The sequence below is a fragment of the Lentzea californiensis genome, from assembly GCF_024648825.1.
Lineage (GTDB): Bacteria > Actinomycetota > Actinomycetes > Mycobacteriales > Pseudonocardiaceae > Lentzea > Lentzea californiensis.
Genome location: NZ_JANBBE010000017.1, coordinates 96,356 through 120,223, shown reverse-complemented (window position 1 = coordinate 120,223; position 23,868 = coordinate 96,356). Strand labels below are relative to the sequence as shown.

The 23,868-nt window shown below is 70.4% G+C and carries 20 protein-coding genes; 15 read left to right on the top strand and 5 right to left on the bottom strand.

Features of this window, described 5'->3' with window-relative positions; all coding sequences use genetic code 11:
- Window positions 1-46: 46 nt before the first annotated feature.
- From map to LX88_RS39550, 3 genes are all read left to right on the top strand, one after another.
- A complete protein-coding gene (map, locus tag LX88_RS39560; protein WP_258952877.1) occupies window positions 47-865 on the top strand; it encodes a type I methionyl aminopeptidase in 819 nt (272 codons plus the stop codon).
- 276 nt (window positions 866-1,141) lie between these two features.
- Window positions 1,142-1,333 carry a hypothetical protein gene (locus tag LX88_RS39555; protein ID WP_258952876.1) on the top strand — a complete coding sequence of 64 codons (192 nt, stop codon included), beginning with the start codon at window positions 1,142-1,144 and terminating at the stop codon, window positions 1,331-1,333.
- A 2-nt stretch (window positions 1,334-1,335) separates the two neighbouring features.
- Window positions 1,336-3,141, top strand: a complete 1,806-nt coding sequence (locus tag LX88_RS39550) for an aKG-HExxH-type peptide beta-hydroxylase (protein ID WP_258952875.1) — start codon at window positions 1,336-1,338, stop codon at window positions 3,139-3,141.
- 6 nt (window positions 3,142-3,147) lie between these two features.
- Here the strand turns inward: LX88_RS39550 and fxsT are convergent, their stop codons facing one another.
- The 3 genes from fxsT to LX88_RS39535 are packed head-to-tail and all read right to left on the bottom strand — an operon-like array spanning window position 3,148 to window position 10,344.
- A complete protein-coding gene (gene fxsT / locus LX88_RS39545) occupies window positions 3,148-7,482 on the bottom strand; it encodes an FxSxx-COOH system tetratricopeptide repeat protein (protein ID WP_308203487.1) in 4,335 nt (1,444 codons plus the stop codon).
- 1 nt (window position 7,483) lies between these two features.
- A complete protein-coding gene (locus LX88_RS39540) occupies window positions 7,484-8,557 on the bottom strand; it encodes an AAA family ATPase (protein WP_258952874.1) in 1,074 nt (357 codons plus the stop codon).
- Window positions 8,554-10,344 carry a VMAP-C domain-containing protein gene (locus tag LX88_RS39535; RefSeq protein ID WP_258952873.1) on the bottom strand — a complete coding sequence of 597 codons (1,791 nt, stop codon included), beginning with the start codon at window positions 10,342-10,344 and terminating at the stop codon, window positions 8,554-8,556. The genes LX88_RS39540 and LX88_RS39535 overlap by 4 nt, the downstream gene beginning before the upstream one ends.
- A gap of 346 nt (window positions 10,345-10,690) precedes the next feature.
- Here LX88_RS39535 and LX88_RS39530 point away from each other — a divergent pair, with 346 nt between their 5' ends.
- Both LX88_RS39530 and LX88_RS39525 read left to right on the top strand, forming a co-directional pair.
- The gene (locus tag LX88_RS39530) at window positions 10,691-11,344 is read left to right on the top strand and encodes a Crp/Fnr family transcriptional regulator (RefSeq protein WP_258952872.1); all 654 of its coding nucleotides are present in this window, start codon (window positions 10,691-10,693) and stop codon (window positions 11,342-11,344) included.
- Window positions 11,345-11,362: 18 nt separating this feature from the next.
- Window positions 11,363-11,812 carry a hypothetical protein gene (locus LX88_RS39525; RefSeq protein WP_258952871.1) on the top strand — a complete coding sequence of 150 codons (450 nt, stop codon included), beginning with the start codon at window positions 11,363-11,365 and terminating at the stop codon, window positions 11,810-11,812.
- Here the strand turns inward: LX88_RS39525 and wecB are convergent.
- A complete protein-coding gene (gene wecB, locus LX88_RS39520; protein ID WP_258952870.1) occupies window positions 11,749-12,843 on the bottom strand; it encodes a non-hydrolyzing UDP-N-acetylglucosamine 2-epimerase in 1,095 nt (364 codons plus the stop codon). The two genes, LX88_RS39525 and wecB, sit on opposite strands and share 64 nt — an antisense overlap.
- 124 nt (window positions 12,844-12,967) lie before the next feature.
- On the opposite strand from wecB, the gene LX88_RS39515 reads away from it, so the two are divergent.
- Genes LX88_RS39515 through LX88_RS39470 form a run of 10 tightly spaced genes read left to right on the top strand, consistent with a single transcriptional unit; the run spans window position 12,968 to window position 22,714 of the window.
- Entirely contained in the window at window positions 12,968-13,795 is an 828-nt protein-coding gene (locus LX88_RS39515; RefSeq protein WP_258952869.1) for a hypothetical protein, read from the top strand.
- Complete coding sequence (locus tag LX88_RS39510; RefSeq protein WP_258952868.1) at window positions 13,792-14,736, top strand: polysaccharide deacetylase family protein; 945 nt, start codon at window positions 13,792-13,794, stop codon at window positions 14,734-14,736. Before LX88_RS39515 ends, LX88_RS39510 begins: the two co-directional genes overlap by 4 nt.
- Window positions 14,727-15,899, top strand: coding sequence for an O-antigen ligase family protein (locus LX88_RS39505; protein ID WP_258952867.1), 1,173 nt, complete (start codon window positions 14,727-14,729; stop codon window positions 15,897-15,899). The genes LX88_RS39510 and LX88_RS39505 overlap by 10 nt, the downstream gene beginning before the upstream one ends.
- The gene (locus LX88_RS39500; protein ID WP_258952866.1) at window positions 15,881-16,915 is read left to right on the top strand and encodes a glycosyltransferase; all 1,035 of its coding nucleotides are present in this window, start codon (window positions 15,881-15,883) and stop codon (window positions 16,913-16,915) included. The genes LX88_RS39505 and LX88_RS39500 overlap by 19 nt, the downstream gene beginning before the upstream one ends.
- Window positions 16,912-17,766: a hypothetical protein gene (locus tag LX88_RS39495; protein WP_258952865.1), complete on the top strand. Its 855-nt coding sequence runs from the start codon at window positions 16,912-16,914 to the stop codon at window positions 17,764-17,766. Before LX88_RS39500 ends, LX88_RS39495 begins: the two co-directional genes overlap by 4 nt.
- On the top strand, window positions 17,763-17,912 hold the full coding sequence (locus LX88_RS39490) for a hypothetical protein (RefSeq protein ID WP_258952864.1): 150 nt from the start codon (window positions 17,763-17,765) through the stop codon (window positions 17,910-17,912). Before LX88_RS39495 ends, LX88_RS39490 begins: the two co-directional genes overlap by 4 nt.
- Entirely contained in the window at window positions 17,909-19,159 is a 1,251-nt protein-coding gene (locus LX88_RS39485; RefSeq protein ID WP_258952863.1) for a glycosyltransferase family 87 protein, read from the top strand. Before LX88_RS39490 ends, LX88_RS39485 begins: the two co-directional genes overlap by 4 nt.
- Window positions 19,156-20,556 carry an oligosaccharide flippase family protein gene (locus LX88_RS39480; protein WP_258952862.1) on the top strand — a complete coding sequence of 467 codons (1,401 nt, stop codon included), beginning with the start codon at window positions 19,156-19,158 and terminating at the stop codon, window positions 20,554-20,556. Before LX88_RS39485 ends, LX88_RS39480 begins: the two co-directional genes overlap by 4 nt.
- Window positions 20,553-21,620, top strand: coding sequence for a glycosyltransferase (locus tag LX88_RS39475; protein WP_258952861.1), 1,068 nt, complete (start codon window positions 20,553-20,555; stop codon window positions 21,618-21,620). Before LX88_RS39480 ends, LX88_RS39475 begins: the two co-directional genes overlap by 4 nt.
- Complete coding sequence (locus LX88_RS39470; protein ID WP_258952860.1) at window positions 21,617-22,714, top strand: glycosyltransferase family 4 protein; 1,098 nt, start codon at window positions 21,617-21,619, stop codon at window positions 22,712-22,714. The genes LX88_RS39475 and LX88_RS39470 overlap by 4 nt, the downstream gene beginning before the upstream one ends.
- Here LX88_RS39470 and LX88_RS39465 read toward each other — a convergent pair.
- Window positions 22,695-23,822, bottom strand: a complete 1,128-nt coding sequence (locus LX88_RS39465) for a putative glycoside hydrolase family 15 protein (protein ID WP_258952859.1) — start codon at window positions 23,820-23,822, stop codon at window positions 22,695-22,697. The two genes, LX88_RS39470 and LX88_RS39465, sit on opposite strands and share 20 nt — an antisense overlap.
- Window positions 23,823-23,868 lie beyond the last annotated feature (46 nt).

The following is a 23,868-nucleotide window of genomic DNA, read 5'->3' as shown; positions in this document are numbered from 1 at the left end:
GCGAAGCCGGTATAGTTATACCGGCACCCGCTGATGGAGGAACACGTTGATCGAGCTCAAGTCGCCCGCCGAGATCGAGCGCATGCACGTCACCGGCCAGTTCATCGCGGAGGTGCTCGACGAGCTCTCCGCCAGGGCCGCGGTGGGGGTGAACCTGCTCGACCTCGAACACCACGCGCGTCACATGCTCGAGGTGCGCGGCGCGGTGTCCTGCTACTGGGACTACTCGCCGTCGTTCGGCCGCGGCCCGTTCCGCAACGTGACCTGCCTCGCCGTCAACGACGCGGTGCTGCACGGCCTGCCCAAGAGCTACGTGCTGCAGGACGGTGACGTGCTGACCATGGACATCGCCGTCACCATCGACGGGTGGGCGGCCGACTCGGCCATGACCGTCATCGTCGGCACGCCGCGCGAGGAGGACCAGCGCCTGGTCCGCACCACCGAGGTGGCGCTGGCGGCGGCGATCGAGGTGGCGCAGGTGGGCAACAAGCTCGGCGACATCTCGGCGGCGATCGGTGAGGTCTGCGGCAGGTCCGGCTACACGCCCAACCTGGAGTTCGGCGGGCACGGCATCGGCCGCACCATGCACGAGGCCCCGCACGTCGCGAACAACGGCAGGCCCCGGCACGGCATGAAGCTCAAGCCCGGCCTGACCATCGCGATCGAGCCGTGGCTCGCGGCGACGACCGACCAGATCGTCTACGACGAGGACGGCTGGACGCTGCGTTCGGCCGACGGTTCGCGCACGGCCCACTCGGAGCACACCGTCGCGATCACCGAGGACGGGCCGCTCGTGCTGACCCGCCGCAAGAGCGAACTCAACGCCCAGACCGGTGCCGACGCATCCCAGGCGCGCCTGTCCTAGGCCGCAGCGGCAAGACCGAGCTCGGCACCGGCCCGGACGAGCTTCCTCCGCGGGCCTTTCGGATCAGCGTGAACGCACTCCGGAAGGCCACGTCAAAAAGCTTCCACATCCTGTCCAATTCCAGGCCGACTATGCCGGTTCAGGCACGAACTCCGCGGCCGTTGGTCGTTTCGGCGCAAGGAAACACCAGGTAACGGCCTACCTGAACCACTCATTGTTGCGTCATCATGGGATTGCCCGCACAGACCGGTACCGGGCGTGAGGGGAATCGACACCATGAGCTCATCGGGCTTGGAGCCGGACCTGGAATCCGCGCTGATCGACCTCGAAGGCATTCCGTTCACCAGGGTGCGCGAGCTCGACAGCGACCTCCTGCGCCGATCGCTGCGGCACGTCGTCGAACGGGCCGCCCGCGTCAGTTCGGGCTACAGAAGCACCAACGCCTCTGGCGGTGAGCGGATCGACTGATCATGCCGCACTCCACCGCGTTCCACCGCATGCCGTGGGGCGACTTCGACGCGTTCGCGCGTCTGAGCGGTGATTCGTCCATGATCGGCCGGTTGCGCGGAGCCGAACACAGCAGGCGAAAGCTCCTGGTGCACGCGCTGCTCGAATCCTCAGCCAAGGTGCCGGAGGCGTACGGACCGCTCGCACCGGTTGAAGAGGTGTGGGAACTGCTCGCACGGGTGGAGAACGTGTCACCCGCGGCTCTGGACAGAGCGTTCGCGCATCCGTACACCGGGAGCTGGGCCGGCTACGCGACCCGTTTGCTGAACAACGGCATCGAGGGTGTTTGTCCACTGTGGATGCATCTCGGCCACGTGCACGCGCTCGCTGCGGCCGCGGCGATCCTGGCCGGCCTGGAGTTCGAGATCTCCGTACCGCTGTGGGAGGGCAACGCGGTCCTGCCGTCTCTCGGAACGGCGCGGCTGCCGGCCACCACGCAGTTCTCCACCGCCGAGGTGCGGGGCGGCCGCGGCCGCTACGTGGTCGCGGGAGAGACCGGGGAGGTACGGCTGCCGCCCCGGCTCGACTCCGATTCCCCTGGTTGGTGGAACGTGCGGAGGTGCACCGCGGACACGGGGAGGAAGCGGCTCTCGGTGAGCCTGGACGACCTCGACCCCTATCGCGGCCTTCACGAGCCCCTGTTGCCGGAACGACTGGAGCCGCCCGAGGTCCGCACGTGGCGACGACTGCTAGGCGAAGCTTGGGAGCTGTTGACGGATGCCACGCCCGAGCTCGCCGACATGGTCGCCGCCGGCCTGGACTCGGTGGTGCCCAAGCCGAACGTGCCGTTCCAGAACCCGAGCGCGTCGACGGGCGAGGCGTTCGGCAGCGCGGTGATCGGACTGCCGACGGACGCCGCCGAGCTCGCCGCGACGCTGGTGCACGAGTTCCAGCACATCGCGCTGGGCGGCATCCTCCACATGACACAGCTCTACGAAAACGACCGCACAGAACGGATTTACGTGCCGTGGCGCGATGATCCCCGGCCGCTCAGCGGTGCCGTCCAGGGCGCCTACGCGTTCTTCGGTGTCACCGCGTTCTGGCGCGGACTGGCCCGGACCGAGTCCGGTGACTCGCGTCGCGCGAGGTTCGAGTTCGCCCACTGGCGCGGGCAGACGTGGCGCACGCTGGTGACCTTGCGCCGCGACGTGACGCTGACCGATGCCGGGCGGCGGTTTCTCGCCGGTGTCGCGGAGGTGCTCGAACCGTGGCGGCACGAACCGGTGCCCGAGGACGTCCTGAAGCTGGCCGACACCCTCGCCGCCGATCACAGGGCCGGCTGGCTGCTGCGGCACAGGCGCTGCGACCCCGCGATGGTCTCCGCGGCGGCCGAAGCCTGGTCGACCGGGCGCACGAGGCCGCCCCTCGCCCTCACCCCGGCCGATCTCCCGCCGACACCGGTGCCGGACGGACCTTGGTCACGAAGCCGCTCCACGTTGGTACGCCTCGGTTTGAGCGGAACCGGGCACACGGACCTCTGGCGGAGGGTTCCTGGAGCGACCGGCGCGGACTTCGCCCTGGTGACCGGCCGCTTCACCGAGGCTGCCCAGAAGTACCGCGAGGAACTGCGGGCGGACCCCGACCGCCCGGCGTCACTGGTCGGGCTGGGGCTCGCCCTCGCCGGCTCCGGCCCCGGCCCTGCCGCGCGCGCACTGCTGCACTGCCCGGAAGTCGTGCGTGCGGTGCATCGGGAACTCCGGCACACCGCACGTGAGGTACCTACGCCGGAAGAGCTGGCCCGCTGGCTCGGCCAGCTCGTCTCCGGATGACGGCACCTACATGAGCATCGGGTCGATGTCGCAGTCGGCGCGTCCTCCCTCGGCCGCCGCGATGGTTCCCGGGTGTGCCTCGCCCAGCACCTTGCGGTACCTGTCCAGGACCGGACCGCGATAGGCCTCGGCCTCCTCCACCCGGCCTGCCGTCCGCAGGTCGTGGCCGAGGTTGAGCGACGCGGCCAGCGTGGTCGGGTGGTTGACACCCAGCACCCGCCCGGCGCGCTCGACGGCGTCCTGACCCAGCACGATGGCCTGCTCGGTCACGCCCAGCGCCGCCAGGTCGCTCGCCAGGTTGATCATGACGATGATCGCGTACGGGTGGTTCGGCCCGATACCGCTGCGGAAGAACTCCAACGCTCGTTCGTCGAGCACCCGCGCCTCGGCCGTCTCACCCCTGAGCCGCATCGTCACCGCCAGGTCGACGGTGGCGGAGATGGTGTGCGGGTGCTCCTCCCCGAGGCTGCGCCGGTACCGCTCGAACGTCTCCTCGCCCAGTTTCTTCGAGGCGCTCAGGTCACCCTTGTGACGGAGGTCGATCGAATGCGCCAGTGCGCACGCCATGGTGGTCGGGTGGTCGGCTCCGTAGACCAGCATGAACCGGGCGAACGCGGGGGTCGACAACTCCAGCGCTCGCTCGTGGTCGCCGTCCTTGCGCCTCGCCACCGACAACAGGAACGCGAACGCCGCGTAGTCGGGGTTGTCCGCGCCGTACCGCGCCCGGAAGAGCTCGGTGAACTTCTCCTGGTCGATCCGGGCACGCATGTACTCGCCCGCCTCACGGCGGTCGACGATCAGCGAGGCGTTGCTGCTGAGCGTCTTCTGGTGATCGGACCCCAGCACGTCGATCCTGCGCCGCGCCGTGTCCTCGTCCAGAACGGCTGCCGCCTGGTACTCGCCGGAGAGCCTGAGGCTGAGGGCGTGCTGGTACGCCGCGCTGAGGGTCTCCGGGTCGTCCTCACCGTACAACCGCTTGGACTTGTGGTGGATCTCGTCGCTCAGCTTCGTCGCGGCGGCGAAGTCGCCCTGCGCCCGGAGGTCCATCACGATGTTGGTCTGCAGCGCGAGGACCTCCTCACTGTCCTCTCCGGACACCTGGATCCGGCGCTGGAGCGTGAGCTGGTTGATCCTCGCGGCCTCCGCGTACCGGCCCAGCCCCCACAGGTACTGACCGAGACGGGAGGCCACGTCGAGCGTCTGTGCGTGCGTCGGCCCCAGTTTGCGTTCGAAGCTCTCATGCGCGAGCCGGGCCACGCGCGCGGCCTCGTCGTGGTCACCCCATGCGAAGAGGAAGCGCATCAGGTTGATGACCAGCTGCCGGGCCCAGCTGTCGTCGCAGTCGACGATGTCGGACGCGTAGGCGTGCGGCAGCAGCTCGCGGTAGCGCGGCCAGTGACGGCTCGACTCGGGGTCGTTGGGGGCGAGACTGGTGAGGAGCTGATGCGCGCCGTGCCGCATCTGCGCTTGCACCTGTGGCGCCATGATCCGGTTGCGCAGCACCAACTGGACCAGCCTGTGCAGCTGCAGCGTGTTGTTGCTGTGGTCGATCTTCGCGAGACCGTAGCGGTTGATGTCGCGGATGGCTCTCGCGAGTTTGATCGGGTCGCGCAGCGCCTCGTCCAGCTCGGGGGAGATCGACACCGTGCTGACACCGGAGAACAGGTCGCGTGAGATGGGTTCCGGCGAGAAGTACGCGCAGATGTGCAGGATCTGGTGCGCTGCCGGGTTTCGCAGCTTCAGCTCGTCGAACGACACGTTCCAGGCAGCGGCCACCGAGAGGTCGTAGTCCGCGGGAGCGGACGTGTCGAGGATTTCCGCCACCGACTCGTCGAACAGCCGGAGGTACTCGCTCACCGGCATGCCCGTGACCGCTCGCCACGCCGCCGCCTGCTCGATCGCCAGCGGGAGGTCTCCGAGCTTCTCCGCGAGCACGTTCGCGTCCGCCTTCTCGATCTCCGGGCCGCGCTTGCCCAGCAGTTCGATGCTCTCCGCGCGGTCGAACACCGCGAGCTCCAGCGGCCTGGCCACGCCGGCCCAGTCCGAGTTGCGGGAGGTGATCAGCACTTCGCCGGGCCCGTTGGCCGGGAAGAACGGGCGCACTTCCTCCGGGCTGTCGGCGGCGTCGAAGACGAGCAGCCAGCGACGGAACGGACGGCCGACGCGCAGGGCCTCGCGGACGGCCGGGACGGCGGTGTTCGCCTCGGAGGCGCCGGGAAGTCCGAGCTGACGCGCCAGTTCGGTGAGGCCGGCGCGGATCTGGGTCGGGCGGGCCGCCTCGATCCACCAGATCAGGTCGTAGTCCTGCAGGTGGCGGTAGATGTACTCGGTCGCCATCTGCGTCTTGCCGATACCGCCCATGCCGTGCAGCGCGGACGGCAGCACAGCGGTGGCACCGCCCGCGGTCAGACGCTTGCCGAGCTGCTCGAGGAGTTCGACCCGTCCGGTGAAATTCGGATTTCGAGGCGGCACATTTCCCCAGATGATGGGTGGATCATCCGACCTTCGTTCCGGAAAGACCCGTGCGCCGGGCAAAGAATGGACCGGCTGACCACTCGTGTCCGGAGGGTCGTCGTCGTGCGACCAAGTAGAATACGACGTGCCCGATACGGAATGCGCCGGGGCCTCGGCTATCGTCGACTCGCTGGGGCGCTGGCTCGTGCCGGCCATGTCCTCGTTCGCCATCCTTGTCTTAATTGATTCAGAAGATGGCACCGTCTCGCGTGCCACTACATGCTTCAACCGGTCTGCGCGAGACAGATACGGCCCCGACAACGCCTTCATCACCGCACGCTGAAGCCCGACCTCAGCGGTGTTCGAACCCGAGAGCACAGGATCCGGCGCGTTGTCCGGATCCACGATGGCATCCCTGAGACGCACGAGTGCCGGAATGCGCTCCCCGAATTCGGCAGCGGCCGTTTGCACGACACCGGCGGTCTCGGACCGACGGGCACCGTTCAGCAGCAGCTCACGCACTTTCTCAGGGAAAACAAAGGCACTGGAGTCCCAAGTGGACTCGCCACCGCTGGGAGCGGCAGGATAATGCATGAGGCCGCTCAGAAGCAATTCGCTCACGTGCTCCGAGCCGGCCTCCGGCACATATCGCCGCCGAATGAGTTTCACGACTTCGATATGAGCAGGAACCGCCGCCAGCAACGTGGCCAGCTTCAACGCGGGAGGGGAAGCCAGGCTTCTGAACCTGCCGACGTGCTCTTTGGCGGACACTTCTCCCGCCGGTTCTCCTGCCTGCGCCTCCTGGGTGGCCAGCACCACCGTCCCCGCGGCGGGCCCGCGGTGCCCGGCCGTGATCAGGCGCGCCCACCACCGCAGATGCCGGGGGTTCAGCTCGAGCACGGGAACCGGGACGGCACCGTCCCGCAGGTGTGCGGACGGGTCCTCGGCGAGCCACGAGTCGGGCAGGTCGAACGTCCAGCGGCTGTTGGGACGCAACGCCGCGGGCACCCTGAGGTTCGCCCGGTGCAGCGGCACGGCGCCACGACCCCACAGGCGCTGGGGAAGCAGGTGGAGAACACTCACCGGCATCGACCGCGCCCAGCGGGCCAGCAGCGGGTTGAGCACACCCGGCCGCCAGACGCCCCCGATCCCGACCGTCATCAGCAGCATGACCCTGCGCCCGGAGACGTCCAGCACCTCGGCCGGATCGCGCGCGGGCGCATCGGGCGTGCCACCGCGCAAAACCGGAACCTCCGTGCCGTCGTCGGTCCGGACGACGCCGACCAATCGGAACTGGATCGTGCGGAAGGCACCCAGCCTCCCGAGCATCTCCATGAACGCGACGACTTCCGCCCGCCACAGGGACAGTGAGGGACTATCGTCCAGAACCACGGTCAGATCGAGCCAACGCTCCGAACTCGAACGGGTGATAGGCCACCAGGTTCCCGTCCGCGCCACCTGCTCCGCGGTCGCCACCTCGTCCAGAACCGTTGCGCCGTCACGGAAAGAGGCGGTCTCCCGCTTCAACGGGCGCAGCGCCCGGAAGCACTCCAGCATGTCGGGCAGCACCGGGCGCACCGGGGCGGCCGGCTGGACCTCACCACGGTCCTCCTCGGCGTCACCCGGAGGACGCGGCGTCGGAGTCTCGGCGACGTCCGCCGGCGCCGGCTCGGCAAGGGGCGCGGGCTCTGGTTCGACCGGGGACGGCATCGCGGGGTGAGGCGGTTCGACGCTCACGGCTTCGCCGCGTTCTGGCTTCACGAGGCCGGGCGGCTCCGAATCGCCGAGTTCGGGCTCAGGACTTCCCGGTGTCTCACCGCGCATCGCGGCGGCCAGCCAGACGATGTCCGCCACCTCGGGCCAGTCCAGGCCCTCCAGGCCGTCCACGTCACTGCCCCGCCGTCAGCCTGCGCCACAGAGCGTCCAGCAACCGCTGCCACGCCACCCCGTCCGGCTGGTACGCACCGGACGTGGCCAGGTAGACGGCGTCGAGCAGGCGGTCCGCGGGAAGACCGCCTTCCGCGCGGCTCTTGTCGATGAACTCCCGCACCAGCCTCTCGCGGTGCTCCCCCTTGGCGTCCAGCAGGTGGTTGGCCACCATGGCGGCCAGCTGCTCGACCGTCGAGTCCTTGATCTCCAGCTGGAGCACCCGGCGCAGGAACGCGGGCGGGAACTCCCGCTCACCGTTGCTCGTCATGACGACGATCGGGAACGCGCGGCAGCCGACCCTGCCGTCCACGACGGTCGCCGTCCCGTTGGGGTCGTTCGTGTGCACGGTGACCTCGCGCATCTGGTTGCGCACACGAGCCAGCTCCGGAATCACGAACTCGCCGTCTTCGAAAATGCTCAGGAGATCATTGGGGAGATCTGACTCCGATTTGTCCAGCTCGTCGATCAGGACGACGCGTGGCAGCCTGCCCGGCAAGAAGGCCGTGCCCAACGGCCCCAACCGGACGAATTCGCCGATGGACACTTCTTCACGGTCACCCGACTGCGCCTGGCTGGCAGCCGCTTGAACCCGACCAATGGCATCATAATCGAAGAGCCCGGAATTCAGCGTGGTGCGACTGGTGATCGACCACCTGAGCACACGGCCAAGTCTCAACTCCCTTGCGACCTTCCACGCGAGAGAGGACTTGCCGACGCCCGGCCTTCCAGTCAGCAGCAATGGCCGGCGCAGGTACAAAGCGGCGTTCACGACGTCGAGTTCGTGTGCGTCGACATCGGATTCGTTGAGATTTATCCTGGGACCGAGCCTGCGATCCGCCTCACCGTCGTCGCTCGGCGGCACTCCGTTCTCGGGAAGTGGTCCGCCGCGGAAATCACGCCACGGAGGCGGTTTCGGAAGCAGGTCAGCAAGATCGACGTCGTGGATCTCGCGGCCGGTGCCGCGGTAGATCCACCAGTCCGGCGCGTCGAGGTTGGTGTGCCGGGCAGCCGCGCCGCGTTCGTTCACGCTCATTTCAGACCCCCACTCGACGGTGACAGCGGCCCGCCTGGATCGATTTTCCGATGCGGATCGTCGAGCAGCACCACGAGGTCGCGGACGAGCTCGTCGTCGGTCGCGGCCAGATGCGCTGCTCGATGGCGATCCGGCACCTCGGAGATACCGCCGTCCCCGGAGACGAGGCGGCTGACGAGTTCGCGCAGGTCCTCGGCACTCGCTCGCGGATGCCAGACGACCAACGGCACACCGGCCCGCAACGCGGCGGTCAGCGCGTCGGGCCCGGCACTCGGATCCGGATGCGCGGAAGGTGGTTCGTCCATGACCAACCCAACCCACGTGGATTCACTCAGCACGGCGTCGATCGGATTCTCCTTGGTTTCCGCTGATCCGTACGGGTGAATTCGCTGCAACAACGGGTTGTCATCGGCAGTCGAATCCCACCTCATGCGCCACAGACGATGCCAGTGAGCGGACCGCATTCGCTCCAGAGACCTGAGCGCCAGGGGATAATCGTACAGAAGCGGCCTCGGGTATCCCGAGCGGTACTCCTTCCGCCATCCCATGATCGGCATTTGCAGCAGAGGGCGGGGCACCACGAATTCCAAGGCGACAGAAATAGCCTGCTCGGACCACACGCCCTCGGCTTCGATGATCACGTCGTCGATTCGCTGTTCCAGTTCACCCACCGCGAGCTCGCACACTCCGCCGCAAAGCGGGTTCCACTCCAGCGGGTCGTCCTGGCGCCACCAGGAAAGGACGCAGCGGCCGTCGTCGATCGCGTCGAGCTCGATCACGATCATCAGGTGAAGTCTCGGTTCGGCGGGAATCGGAGATCTGATCTCCTGCCGTTCCTGTTGCTCGGCGGTGCGCCGCAGGTTGTGCACCTTCTGCGCGACCCAGGCCGTCAGCTCGGTGGCATTCTCACCACCGAGTTCCAGGGCGAGCAGCTCCAGGAACTCGACAGCGGGAGGAATACCGTCCGGACCGGCGTTGACGTCGGCGAGGTGCAGGAACGCGTCCCAGACCGAGGGGAAGCGGGGCAACGGAATCGCCGAGCGGGTGGCACGGCTCACGATCATCGGCAGTCGTGCGGTCTCCACGCCCGACAGGAGGCTCTGCAGGACCTTCAACTCGTCGTCGGGGAACAGGGCGCGCACGACGAGGTCGTCATCCGGGGCCGGCGCGGCGGTCAGGGCCTGAGGGGACGCGCTCGGCACCCAGCCCCCACCGTGCAGCCTCAGCCACGCGTGTCCCTGGAACGACTTCACGGAGACACCGATGCGGCGGTACGACTCCGGCGCGCTGCCGGGGTCCTGCGCGATGACCTCTTCGTAGAAGTGCGAGGAGGCGATCAGGGCGACGAGCTGCTCGGATCTGATCAACTCCGCCTTCGCCTCCTCCGCGTCAAGGATCCGGAAGGCCAGGTTCACCGCCTGCCCCACCCAGCCGTGCTCGTTCTTGCGGATGTCCCCGGCGTGCAACCCCACCCTGAGCTTGAACTGGGCCGCTACAACCCTGGTCGCGTTGTACCGGCGGATCTCGGATGCCAGGCGATCGGGCAACTTGTCGGCGAGTTCGCTCTTCGACACCGACGGCGACACCAGGATCAACGCGCCGTCACCCCGGTCGTCGATGACGCAGTCGTCGAGGCCGGCGCCGGCGGCGATGAGCGCGGTCCGCAGCACGTCGTGGAGACCTTCCTGCACCGCGAGCTGATGCGGCACCGATCTGTCCGGGCGGGTGAACTCCGCGACATCGACCACGACGATCGTCCGGTGTTCGGTCGGTGGTGAAAGTGGCACGACCGTCCTTCCCACGACATGACGCCGGCTGCTACCGGCGAGTCGATTCGTCGTGTACCAGACCGACCGGCCGGGCTGCGCGTCTTCTGACGCACAAGCCCAGTTCCACCCCGTGGGATCTCGCACAGCAGACACTCGTACGCAACTACAGCAGCATTCCCTCCCCACCATCGAGCAGACGGCGAGCCTCGTCGGAGATTTCAGCCGTTGAGACGAGCGGCCACGGCATGCCCCGCCGGGATCTTCGGCGAGCCGGACCCGGCCGTTACACCCATCGGTCCGAACCCGGGCGGATTAGATCGAACGGGCCAGAGACCCCGGTCCTGATCCGTTGAATCATGAGCACATGGGGAACGACCAGTCGTTCTGGGGGATGCTCGGCGAAACCGACCGCATCGCGCTGCTGGCCGTGGCGACCCGCGTGGTGTTCGAATCCGGATCTGTGATCTGCCGCCAAGGGGACGAGACGAGGAACGTGCTGGTCGTGTCGCACGGGCGTGTGCGGGTCAGCCGGTCGACTCTCGGCGGTGAGGAAACGGTGCTCGCCGTCCGGGGGCCCGGCGAGATCATCGGCGAGGTCGCCGCCGTCGACAGCCAGGGGCGTTCCGCGACTCTCACCGCCGTGGACGACGTGGACGCCGTCGTGATTCCTGCCGCCGCGCTGAAACGACTGTGCGAGGAACATCCCCGGATCACGTGGGCAGTGCTGCGTGTCGTGGTGTCGCGCCATCGAGCCGTGGGTGAGCAACTGGACCTCAGGACCGGGACCGCGTTGCACCGTGTGGGTGCCGTGCTGCTCGACCTCGCGCACCGCGGGACCAGTGACATGATCGCCACGGTGCCGCTCAGCCAGCGCGAGCTCGCCGGCATCGCCGGCATCTCCCGTGAGACGCTGGTGAGGTCGTTGAAGACGTTGCGGGACGCGGGGATCATCGCCACGCGCCGCACCAGGATCGACATCCTCCGTGAGGGCGAACTGCGTTCCCTGTGCGACATCTGACGCACACGTTCCGGGCCGGTGACGCTTTCCTTGGTGCACGAGAACACCGAGAACTCACCAGGAGCCGTCATGAAGCGCCACGTCCTGCCGGAACCCAGCTCCCGCGTGCAGATGGCGCGTGCTCGCCGCAAGCACACGGAACGGGTGCTGTTCGCCGTCGTCTTCACCGCCGTCGAACTGTGGGCCGTGGTGGCCGCCGTGGTGCTGCTCGAAGACGACGGTGTGCTCGCTGTCGCGGCGTCGGTCGTGCTGTCGGCCGCGCTCATCGCCGTGTGGGACGCCTGGCAGTCCGTGTTCGCCTCCGGCCGGGCGTTGCGCGTGCCGCCGGCCGGGGAGACCGAACCGGACCAGGAGGTGAAGCTGGTGCGGCCGCGGCAAAGGGGGGCGCGGCCGCACCGCCTGGCTCAGTGCCGCAGCATCGCGCGGACGGCGGAGGCGATGAGCTCGGAGGGCGAGCCGGTGCCGTAGGGCGACGGGATCTCCCGCAGCGCGGCACGGTGCCCCTCCACGTCGTCCAGCCACGCCAGCACCGAGCTGCCCACCAGCGGGCCGGGTGGCACGAGCGTGCCGAACGTGCCCTCGATCTCCGGGCGTTCGGTGCTGCGCCGGACGACCACGACGGGCCGCTTCAGCACGCTCACCTCCTCCTGGATGCCGCCCGAGTCCGACACGACCACCGCGGACCCGTGCGCCAGAGCCAGGAACCGCCGGTACGGCTGGGGGTCGATGACCTGGAGGCCGTGCAGCAGCGCCTCCAGGCCGAACTCGGTGATGCGTGAGGCGGTCCGCGGGTGCAGCGGCAGCACGACGGGCAGGGGCAATTCGCCCAGCTCGCGCAGGACGATCTCCAGGTTGGCCGCGTCGTCCACGTTCTCCGGGCGGTGGATCGTGGCCAGGACGTAGCGGTCGGGCTTCAGGCCGAGGTCGCCCAGGACCACGTCCTGCTCGTCGGCGGAGGGCAACGCGTGCGCCAGCGCCTCCACGACGGTGTTGCCGGTGACGGCGATGCGGCTCTCCGCGACGCCCTCGCCCAGGAGGTTGCGGCGGTTCAACGGCGTCGGGGCGCAGCAGAGGTCGGAGAGGTGGTCGATGAGCACCCGGTTGTGCTCTTCCGGCATCGCCCGGTCGTAGCTGCGCAGGCCCGCCTCGACGTGCACCAGCGGCACGTCGCAGGCGTTGGCGGCCAACGCTCCCGCCAGCGCGGAGGTCGTGTCGCCCTGCACGATCACAGCGCCCGGCCGGTCCGCGGCCAGCACCTCGTCCACGGCCGAGACGGCGCGGCCGAGCTGGTCGCCCCGGCGCAGGCCGCCCAGCCGCAGTTCGTGGAACGCACCCGGCTCCGGCACCTCGCGGCGGATGAGCGAGTACATCGAGCGGTCGTAGTGCTGGCCCGTGTAGATCATGGTGCACGCGCTGCCGAAGTGGTCGACCAGCGGCGCGAGTTTGATCAGTTCCGGCCTGGTGCCGCAGACGATCGTCACGATGTTCGTTTCCCGCACCGCGGCAAGGTACTTCATCGATCTTGACGAATCCGGCCGATTCCCGCCCACGTTCACTCGAAAGAGTTGCCTCGGATATCGCTCGAAAGTGTTGCCGCACAAGCGTGTCGTAGTGTCCGCGCTCATGTCCGGTCATCTGGCACTTGCGGTGTCCACTGTGCTCTACGGCCTGGGGATAGTCGCGCAGACCGTCGCCGCGCGGAGGGCCGAAGAACGTCCCGGCACCGGCGTGGGGCTGCTCGCCCGCCTCGCCGCGGACCGGTTGTACCTGCTGGGGTTCACCGGCCAGGTCGGCGGATTCCTGTTCGCGTTCCTGGCTCGCGAGGACCTGCCCCTCTACCTGGTGCAGGCCGGTTCGTCGTGCGCGGTCGGCCTCGCCACCGTGATCGGCGTGCTGCTGCTCGGCTGGCGGATCCGGCGCGTCGAGATCGCGGTGCTGGTGGTGATGGCGTGCGGACTGCTGTTGCTGACGGGTGCCGCGGCGCCGTCCACGGCCCGTGAGCTCCCGCTGGTGCCCGCCCTGGCGGTGCTGGGACTGCTGACGCTCGCGGTGCTGCCGCTGGCACGGGTGTTCAAGGCCGCGACGCCGGTGCTCGCCGGTGTCGCGTTCGCCGTCGTCGCGGTGGCCGCGCGCAACGTCGCCGGCAAGCCGGTGCTCGACCTGCTGCTGCACCCGCTCACGTGGGTGATGGTGATCGCCGCGTTCGTCGGGCAGGCGTGCCTCGCGACGGCGTTGCAGCGTGGTTCGGCCACGTCCGCGGTGGCGTCGATGGACGCGACCACCGTGGTGATCGGCTCGGCGGCCGGGCTCGCGGTGATGGGCGACCAGATCGCGGCCGGGCGCGAGTGGTGGGTCGCGCTGGGAGTGCTGCTGGTGGTGTCCGGCGTGCTGGTGCTCGGGTACGCCGCTAAGCCCGCACGGGAACTGGTCCCGGCCAGAGGTGAGCGGTGAAGCCCGTCGCCAGTGTGTCGCTGGACCTCGACAACCTGTGGGCGTACCTGCGCACGCACGGCGATCCCCGCTGGGAGAGCAGGCCGAGCTTCCTGCCGTCCGCGGTGCCGCGCCTGCTGGACGTCTTCGGCGAACAACGCCTGACCACCACGGTCTTCGTGGTCGGCGCGGACGCGGAACGCGACGACGGCGCCGAGGCGGTCGCGTCGATCGTCGCGGCCGGGCATGAGATCGCGAACCACTCCTTCTGGCACCAGCCGTGGCTGCACCGCTTCTCCGACGAGGAAGTCGAGAAGGAGGTCATGCGCGCTGAGGAGGCGATCATGGCCGCCGGGGCGCCGCGGCCCGTCGGGTTCCGCGGACCCGGCTTCAGCGTCACACCCGCGTTGCTCGAAGTGTTGCGGCGGCGCGGTTATCTCTACGACGCCAGTGTGCTGCCGACGTGGATCGGGCCGCTGGCCCGCGCGTACCACAACCGCTCGGCAGGATCGACGGACGGCGGCGAGGACCTGTTCGGCGGGTTCGGCAAAGTGCGCGCCCCCAACACCGCGTACCGCTGGCGGCACAACGGACTGGTCGAGCTGCCGGTGACGACGATGCCGTTGCTGCGGGTGCCGATCCACGGCGCGTACCTGTTGCAGCTGCACCAGATCTCGCCACGGCTGGCGCGCGGGTACTTCCGCACGGCGCTGCGCTTGTGCCTGGCGCGCAAGGTCTCCCCGTCGTTGCTGCTGCACCCGACCGACGTGCTCTCGGGTGCCGAGGCGCCCGGCATGGAGTTCTTCCCCGGCATGGCCGTGCCGGGTGCGCAGAAGGTCGAACTGCTGGGCTGGGTGCTGTCGTCGCTGCGCGAGCACTTCGACGTCGTCGGCACCGGCGCGCACGTCGAGCGGGTCGTGGGTTCCCGGTTGCGCGAACGGGATCCGGTCGCATGTGGCTGACGGTCCTGCTGCGCGTCTTCGCCTGCGGGACGGTGGCGCTGGCGCCCCTGGAGGGCTATCTGCTGCAGGTGCAAGGGCAGTCGGCCAAGGTCGTGCCCGCCATGCTGATCGGTGTCTGGCTGTTCTCCCTTTACCAGCAACGACGTCTGCCCGCGCCACACCCCCTGCACCTGGTCGTCGCGTTGCTGGCGGTGGTGCTGCTCGCGACCTCCGCGGTGCACGTGGCCGAGCCGTTCACGCTGGAGTACCTGGTGCGGTGGGTGCCGTTCCTGGTGATCGCGGTGGTGCTCGCCGACGTGGCCGCGCGGGAGGTGCCGGTCCGCGCGCTGCTCGCGGCGACGGTCGCCGGCGCGGTCGTGGCGGCGGCGGGCGGGCTGCTCAGCGTGGCCGGCGGTTCGTTGCGCGCCACCGGGCCGCTGGAGGATCCCAACGACCTGGCCTTCTTCCTCGTGGCGGCACTGCCGTTGCTGGTCGCCCTGCCGGCCAGGGGCCGGTCGCGGATCGTGTTGTTGTTGCTGGGCGCGGTGCTGGTGGCCGGTGCCGCGGCGACGTTCTCCCGTGGCGGCGGGATCGCGCTGGCCTGCGCACTGGTGTGGCTGATCGCGCGCAGGGCCCTGCCGGTCCGCGCGGTGGTGGTGACGGCGGCCGTCGCCGGTGTGGCGGCGCTGGTGTTCGCCTCGGCGGCGCAGGCCGAGCTGTCCCGGGCGTTCCAGGAGAAGAGCCACATCGCGGGCACCAACGCCGACACCAGGATGCTGCGCTGGCAGGCGGCCTCGCGGATGCTGGCCGGCAACCCGGTACTCGGCGTCGGGCCGGGCGGGTTCCGCCAGGAGTACGCCTCAGCCGGGCACAACGCGGAGATCGACGAGCAGACCCCGGTCGCGCACAACCTGTTCCTCGAGGTGGCCGCCGAGCTCGGGGTGCCGGGGTTCGCGCTGCTGATCGCGTTCGTCGCGGTCGGGTTCGTGGCCGGCGAACGGGCGTTGCGCCGCGGGGCGGACCGGCGTGAGGCCGTGGCCGTGCAGGCGGCGCTGATCGCCGTGCTGATCGCCTCGATCTTCCTGTCCGAGCAGTACTACCTGCCCCTGTGGTCGCTCGTCGCCCTCGCGGTCGCGATCGAGCGGCGTTCTCAGAAGGAGTCCGGATGCGCGTTCTCCACGTGATCAGCGAGATGGGCGCGGGTGGTGCCGAGGCGCTCGTGGCCGGCATGGCGCTGGCGGGCGGTGACGTCGGCTGGGAGTCCGCGGTGGCGAGCGGCGGCGGGTTCCGCGCCGATGCGTTGCGTGCCGATGGCGTCTCCGTTTTCGACGTGCCGGTGGCCCGGCGTTCGCCGCTGGGCGTGGTGCGCGCGGCCTGGGCGGTGCGGGTGGCCGTGCGCCGGTTCCGGCCCGATGTCGTGGTGGCGCACAACGTTTCCGCGTCGCTCGTCGCCCGCATGGCCTCGCCGCGGCGGCCGGTGGTGACGGTGTTCCACGGCGTCGCCGAGGCCGACGTGCCCGGTGCCGTGAAGGTGCTGCGCCGGGTGTCGACGGTCGTGGTGACCGTTGCCGCGGCCGCGGCGGCCCGGTTGCGCGATGCCGGGCTCGGCTCCGTGGTCGTCATCCCGAACGCCGTCTTCCCCTCAGAGCCGACGGTGGACCGGGCGACCGTGCGGGCCCGGCTCGGCACGCCGCTCGACGTGCCCGTCGCTCTCTGCCCCGCCCGGCTGGAACCGCAGAAGCGGCACGACGTGCTGCTCGACGCGTGGGCCCTGGTCCCGGGCGACTGCGAACTGTGGCTGGCCGGCGACGGCAGCCTGCGTGCCGAACTGGAGGCGCGTGCTCCCGGCCGGGTCCGGTTCCTCGGCACCCGCACCGACGTGCGCGACCTGCTCGAGGCTGCGGACGTCACCGTGCTCACCAGTGACTGGGAGGGCATGCCGATCGCGCTCCTCGAGTCGCTGGCGGCGGTCCGCCCGGTCGTCGCGTCCGATGTGGACGGTGTCCGGGAGGTGCTGTCCGGAGGTGGTGGCGTACTGGTCCCCCGCCGCAGCCCGGGACAGACCGCGAAAGCGTTGCGCGGTCTGCTCTTCTCCCCCGCCGCGCGTTCGGTGGCCGCGTCCCACGACGGTTCGGCCGACGCGCACACCTTGATGAAGTCCTACGACGAACTGCTTCGTACCGTCCTGGAGGGACGATGAAAGCTCGCAGAGCCTTGATGGAAGGCGTGCTGGCCGCCGTGCTGGCCGGTGCGGCCGTGCTGCTGGCCGTCGCACTGCGCGACGGCGTGACCGAGGGCAGGCTGGCCCTGCTCGCCACCCCGTCCGCACCGGACAGCGCCCAGTTCGGCGAGGTCACCTCGCTGGCCGCGCCGGCGGTCGTGCAGCTGGTCCGCAGCCCGTCCGTGCTGGACGCGGCGGCGAGCGCGGCGGGCACGACGCCGGACCGCCTGGCCGACGCCATCGCCGTCGAACTGGTCCCCGCGTCCGGCGTGGCCCGCATCTCGGTCCGCGCCGACACGGCCGCCCACGCCGCATCGGCCGTCACCGCGGTCGCGAAGGCGGTGATCGAGGCGGACCTGCTGGCTCCCGCCGCCAAGTTCCGCCTCGTCGACCCCCGGCCAGAGACCACGCAGGTGGCGCCGGACTGGCGCCTCGCCACGGGCCTCGCCCTGGTGGCCGCGGTGATCGCGGGCGTGGCCGTGGTGGCGGTGCGCCGCCTGCGTGCCGACGCGGTCGGTGCCGCCTTGTCGACCGCGGGCATCAGGCACCCGGTCGTCGTCGCCGCCGATGACGACCCCGCTCTCACCGAGCGCCTCACGGCGTTGTGCCTCGCCGCGGCCCGTCCGGTGCGGGTGCTGGCGGTGAGCCCGTCGCTGGCGGACCGCGCGGAGGAACTCGCGCGGGCGTTGCCGGACAAGGCTTCCGAACCCGCGGACGGCACGGCCGTGATCGCCGTCGCGTCGAACGACCGGGCGCGGCGCAACGACCTGGCGACAGCCCTCGCGGTGCTGCCGGCCTCCTCAGTGCTGGTGGCGGTGGTGCTGGCATGACGATCTCCTCCCGCTGGGTCGCCCTCCTGCGCCAGGTGGACCTCCAGGTCGTGTTCACCGTCGCCGGCCTCACCGCACTCGCCGCACTGGCCGCGGTCGTCGCGGCGGCAGTGACCTCCGTGGTGATGGCGGTGATGCCGGAATGATCACCACGACCAGCCGGGCCGGTCTCGCCAGGACGATCGGCGTCGCCCTCGTCGCACTGGCCGGCGCGCTCAGCGCGTTCCGCGCCCTCAAGCCGTCGTGGGAGGTGCCGCTCCCCACTGAGGCGAACCTGCCGGAAGAACGCATGCAGGACTTCCGGGACGCGCTCTACTTCCCGATCCGCGAGCTCATGAACGGCGGCAACCCGTACGACCCGGCCGTGATGTTCGAGCACTGGCCGGTGCGTCAGAACTTCAACCTCTACCAGCCCTACCACCTGGTGCTGCACCTGCCGTTCGCGCTGCCGGAGTACCGGGTGGGCGCGGTCGCGTTCGCGCTGGCGTGCCTGGTGCTGCTGGTGGGCCTCGCCGTCATGGCGGCGGGACGCGCGAAGCTGCCGATGGTGGCGGGGACGGTCGTGATCAGCACGCTGCTGGTGACGAGCCAGGTCGGCAAGGCCCAGATGTACGTCGGGCAGGTCAACCCGCTGATCGCGGTCGGCGCGGCCGGGGCGTTGCTGCTGCGCACGAAGAGCCCCGCGTGGGCCTCCGCGGCGCTGGCGCTGGCGTGGCTCAAGCCGCAGTTCGGGCTTCCGCTGGCGCTGCTGCTGTTCGTGCGAGGTGACCGGAGGGTCGCGCTGCTGGGCACGGCGTTCGCCGCGCTGGCCAGTCTGCCCGTGGCCGCACTGCTGGTCGTCAGGGGCGGCGGCGTCGGCGAGTTCCTCGACGTGATCTCGCGGAACCTGGAGTGGGCCGGCAGCACCGGTTACGGCGCGGTCGACTCCATGACTGCGCAACGGGTCGACCTGCCGGCGGTGTTCTTCCGCACGACCGGGTGGCTGCCGCCCGCGGCGGAGTTGCTGGCGCTGTGCGGGGTTCTCGCGGTCACCGCACTGCTCGCCCGCAGGCTCGACCGTACCGCGAACGGGTCGGAGGCGGCGGATCTGCTGACCTGCCTCGGCATCGTGGTCGCGCTCGTGCACCAGCCGGGCGACGTGCTGATCGCGGTCCCGGCGATGACGGCGCTGGCCGTCGTGTGCTGGCGGCGGCGCAAGGACGGCCACTGGCGGTGGGCCGGCGTGGCCGCCCTGCTGCTCGTGGTTCCGTTCGCGCACCTGTACTTCGTCGACACGGCCATCAAGGGCGTGCTGGGAGCGCGGGCCGCCGTCACGCTGGACGGGATCGCGGTCGTGGCGGCCTGGCTGGTGCTCGCGGTGTTCGCGGCACGGCACGTCCGGCGCGCCGCATGACGGACGTGGCGGTGCGGGGGTCGCTGTGGCTCTTCGCGGTCAACCTGGTGAGCAAGAGCAGCCAGATCGTGGTGACCCTTGCGCTCGCCCTGTTCCTCACCGAGGCCGACCTCGGTGCGGTGGCACTGGTGGTGTCGATCGTCAACATCGGCCAGGTCGTCCAGGCCATGGGCGTCTACGACATCGTCAGCCGCACCGCCCTGGACCCCCTCAGGACCGCGGGGACCGTGCTCACGATGAGCGTCGCGACCGGAGCGGTGCTGGCACTCGTGATCATCGCCGCCGCGCACCCGATCGCCGGCGCGCTCGGGGCACCGGACGCCGCCGGGATGCTGCGGCTCGCGGCGCTGACCCTGCCGTTCACCGCGGCGGGCGGGGTGCAGATGGCGTTGATGCACCGCGAGCTCGACTTCCGGCGCCGCATGCTGCCCGACGCGGGCGGCATGCTCGTCGGCGCGGCGGTCACCGTCACGCTGGCGGCGAACGGGACCGGGCCCACGGCGCTGGTCCTGGGTCTGCTCTGCACCGCGGTCGCGCAACCCGTGCTCGCCGCCGTCGCCGGAGCGCGGATCCGCCCGCTCTGGGACCACGAGGCCGCGGTGGAAGCCGCGAAGTGGCTGGCGGTCGTGGGACCCGGCGCGTTGATCGCCGTGCTGCTGATCAATGTCGACTACCTCGCGATCGGGCACGTCCTCGGGCCGGAGGCGGTGGGCGGGTACTCGCTCGCGTTCCGCATCGCCTGGGTGCCGTACGTCATGGTCGCGGTGGTGCTGGGCGGTGTGCTGTTCCCGATCTGCGCCGAGCTGGTCCGGAATGGACGGACGGACCAGTTGCCCGTCACCCTGCGGCGGTTCACCACGGCCACCCTGGTGGTGACCGGCGGCTTGTACGTCGTGGTCGCGCTGTCCGCGCACGGGATCGTGGTCCTCGGCGCGCAGTGGGCGGACGCGGCCGGATTGCTGGTCCTGCTGTGCGGCTACGGACTCGGCCTGGGCCTGCTGCACGTCTGGTACCAGGTGATCAGGGCGGCCGGGCACGCCCGCCAGTACCTCGCCCTCGAAGCCACCCACCTCGCCGCCCTGCTGACCGCGCTGTTCTTCACCACCGGACGAGGCCCGGCGGCGGTCGCCACGACCCAACTGGTCGTGGTGTGGCTGCTGGTGCCGGTGACGTGGCTGGTCCTCACCCGCAACGGCCTCGCGTTCCCCGTCCCGCTGCGCGCCGTCGGCAGCGTCGCCGGGGCGGCGGCCGCCTGTCTCGCGATCAGCACCGTCCTGCCGGACAGCACCACCGTCGCCGGCCTGATCGCCACCGGCCTGCTGCTGCTCGCCACCTACTGCGCGATCGCCCTGCCCCTGAACCGCACCGTCCTCATCGGACTGGAGGAGCGCGCGTGAAGATCGTCCACGTGACGCAGCCGGTCGAGGCCGGGGTCGCCGTCGTGGTTCTGGACCTGGCCAGGGCCCAGCGGCGGCAGGGGTGGGACGTCAGCATCGCCTGCCCGTCCACCGGCTGGCTGCCCGACGAGGCCGCCAAGGCCGGGATCCCGCTGCACCCCTGGCAGGCCACCCGAAGCCCAGGATCCCGCACCGCGCTGGAACTCTGGTCGCTCCGCAAGACCCTCAGAAGCATCAAGCCCGACGCCGTCCACCTGCACAGCTCCAAGGCCGGTCTGGCCAGGCTCGTCCTGCGCGGCCGCACCCCGACGCTCTTCCAGCCCCACCTGTGGTCGTTCCGCGTCGCCACCGGGCTGCTCAGCCGGGTCTGCCGGTTCTGGGAGGCCCGAGCCTCCCGCTGGACGACCCTGCTCCTGTGCGTCAGCGACGACGAACTCGAAGCCGGGCGAGCAGCACGGGTGACCACACGAGCCGAGGTCGTCTGCAACGGCGTCGACACCCGGCGCCTGAGCCCGGAACCCAAGCCCCACGACATCCCCACGGCCGTGTGCGTCGGACGACTGGCCCACCAGAAGGGCCAGGACCTGCTGCTCGAAGCCTGGCCCCAGGTGCTCGCGAAGGTCCCGGACGCCGAACTCCTGATCGTCGGCGACGGCCCGATGGCCGCACAGCTGCGTGCCATCGAATCCCCGAACACCCGCTGGCACGGCCACAGCGACACGGTCGCCCGCTTCTACACCGAGGCCGACGTCGTGGTCCTGCCCTCCCGCGCCGAAGGCATGGCGCTGGTGCCGTTGGAAGCCATGGCCTGTGGACGCTCCGTGGTCGCGTTCGACGTCGAGGGCGTCGAGCAAAGCCTCGGCGACGCAGGCGAAGTAGTCCCCGCAGGCGACACGAAAGCGCTGGCGCAAGCGATTGCGCTCCGGCTCGCCGACCCCGAACTCGCGGCCGCGGAGGGAAAACGCGGCCGGCTCCGGGCCGAAACCCTGTTCGACCGCGAACGCATGACCGACCGGATCGCGACGCTCACCGCGAGACTGGTCACCGAGGAAGGACGACGATGACACGGATCGCCTACCTGCTCACCCAGGACAGCGGTGGCCCGGTGGACGTGACGGTGCGCCTGGCCGCCGCGCTGGCCAAGTCCGGCGACGCCGAGGTGCGGGTGTTCGGCCCGCGGCCCCGGCGCGGTGCGGAGCTCATCGACCCGTACTTCGAAGAGACCCTGGTGACGCGCAAGGGGGACATGGCCGCCGCGCGGCAGGCGCGGGCCGCGCTCAAGGCGTGGAACCCGGACGTCGTGCACGCCCAGGACCGCCGGTCCGGACTGGTCAGCGCGCCACTCGCGACGACCGGCACCAAGATCGTGCACACCTACCACGGCGTGCCCGACGAGGTGGCCGAGCCGTGGTTCCGCAACGTCCGCGGCGCCACCCCTCCCCCGGCCTACACCAGGGCGGTGCTGGCCGCCGACGCCGCCGTCGCCCGCGTCGTGCACCGCACCGTGGTCCCGGCCAGGGAGATGGGCCGGTTCCTGCGCGAACGGCTCTACGTGCCCCCGCACCGCATGACGCACATCGACAACTGCGTCGAGGTCGGTGCCGCGGACCCGCCCGCCGGCCCCGTGCGCAAGCTGGTGTTCGTCGGGCTCCTGGTGGAGCGCAAAGGTTTGCTGGACCTGCTGGACGCGCTGGAGACCAGCATGCCGGAGGACGCGACGCTCACCGTCGTCGGCGACGGACCGCAGAGGCTCCAGGCGGAGGGCCGGGTCACCCGCCGCGGTCTCACGGACAGGGTGGAGTTCCTGGGCTTCCGCACCGACGTCACCGAACTGCTGCTCGAGCACGACGCCCTGGTGCTGCCGTCCACGATGGAACAGCAGCCGCTCGTCGTCGCGGAGGCCATGGCCGCGGGCAAGCCCGTGGTCGCCACGGACACCGGCGGTGTCGCGGACATGCTGGGCATCTCCGGCGACGACTGCCCGAAGCCCGGCGACGTCCCGGCGCTGGCCGCACGGCTGAGCGCGCTGTTCGCCGACCCCGACCCCGCGAGCACCGGACACCGGCTCGCCACGAGGGCACGGGAGCGGTTCACGCCGGAGGTCTGCGCCCGCAGGCACCTCGACCTCTACCGCAAGCTCACCGCTTCGGGCCGTTGACCAGCACCACCGCGTCGGCCGACGGCAGGTCGAGCCGGTCCGGCACCGGTTCGCCCCTGAGCGTGACGAGGCCCGGCGGGGGCGTCAGCAGCACCGACGTCTTCGTCGGGTTCACGGCCACCCAGCCGCCCGAGTAGCGGCGGGTCCACACGCCGCTCGGCAGGCGGGTGGCCGTCTCGACCGCCTCGCCGAGCTGCGCGTCCTGGTACAGCGACCAGTACGGGTTCTTGTAGTCGGGCTGCGCCCTCGTCCAGCACGTGTGGGGGCTCGCGAGGAGCGCGGCGGAGGCGTACCCGACGCGTTCCTCCTTGTCCGACTTCGTGTGCGTGATCAGCAGCAGCCAGGACTCGCCGAGCGCGGCCTGGGCGCGCTGCTCCTTGAACTGGTTGCCCTGGAACGTGATCAGCTCGCCGGTGCCGTCGTCACCCTGCAGGCCGAAGTTCTCCTCCATCGCGCCCGCGTACCGGGAGTGCGCCGACCAGCGGCCGGGGGTCAGCTGCGACTCCGACACGTTGGGGACCAGCATCTTCCCGGACTTCTCGAGGGCGTCGCCGGTGAGTGCGAGCATGGCGTCGAGGCCGTCGCGCAGCAACCGGTCGGACCCGGCGGCGTCGGCGGTGCCCGCGATCACCGCGGGCGAGTAGTACTTGAGCGAGCTGAAGTCGTTGTCCGCCAGCACGCCGTCCCAGCCCTCGCGCAGCACCTCGCCGACGACCGCGTCCGCCCACGCCTGCTGGTAGGCCGGGTCCCAGACCGTCATCTGCCAGTGCTTCGGGTAGCCGTCCCACTCGATGCGCTGCCCGAGCGTGCTGATCGCGAACCACCCCGGCTGGTTCCGCTCCGCGGCGTGGTAGCCGATCCCGGTGGGCAGGTACCGGGCGTCGCGGTCGCCCTCGACGGCGCCGTAGTAGTTGCGCGTGCTGGAGAAGTCCTTGTACACGAGCACTTTGACCTTGGGGTTCAGCTCGTGCAGCTTGCGCATGGCCGCCGTCTCCCACGCGTTGAGCACGACCACGTCGTAGTGCTTGGCGGCGGCTCTGATCTCCCACTGCGTGGGCGAGTCGCCGATGCCGTACCACCACGCGCAGGGCGCCAGCGCCTTGGGCATCGGCCCGGTGATGATCGGGTCCGATTCTGCGGCGCTGACCGCACAT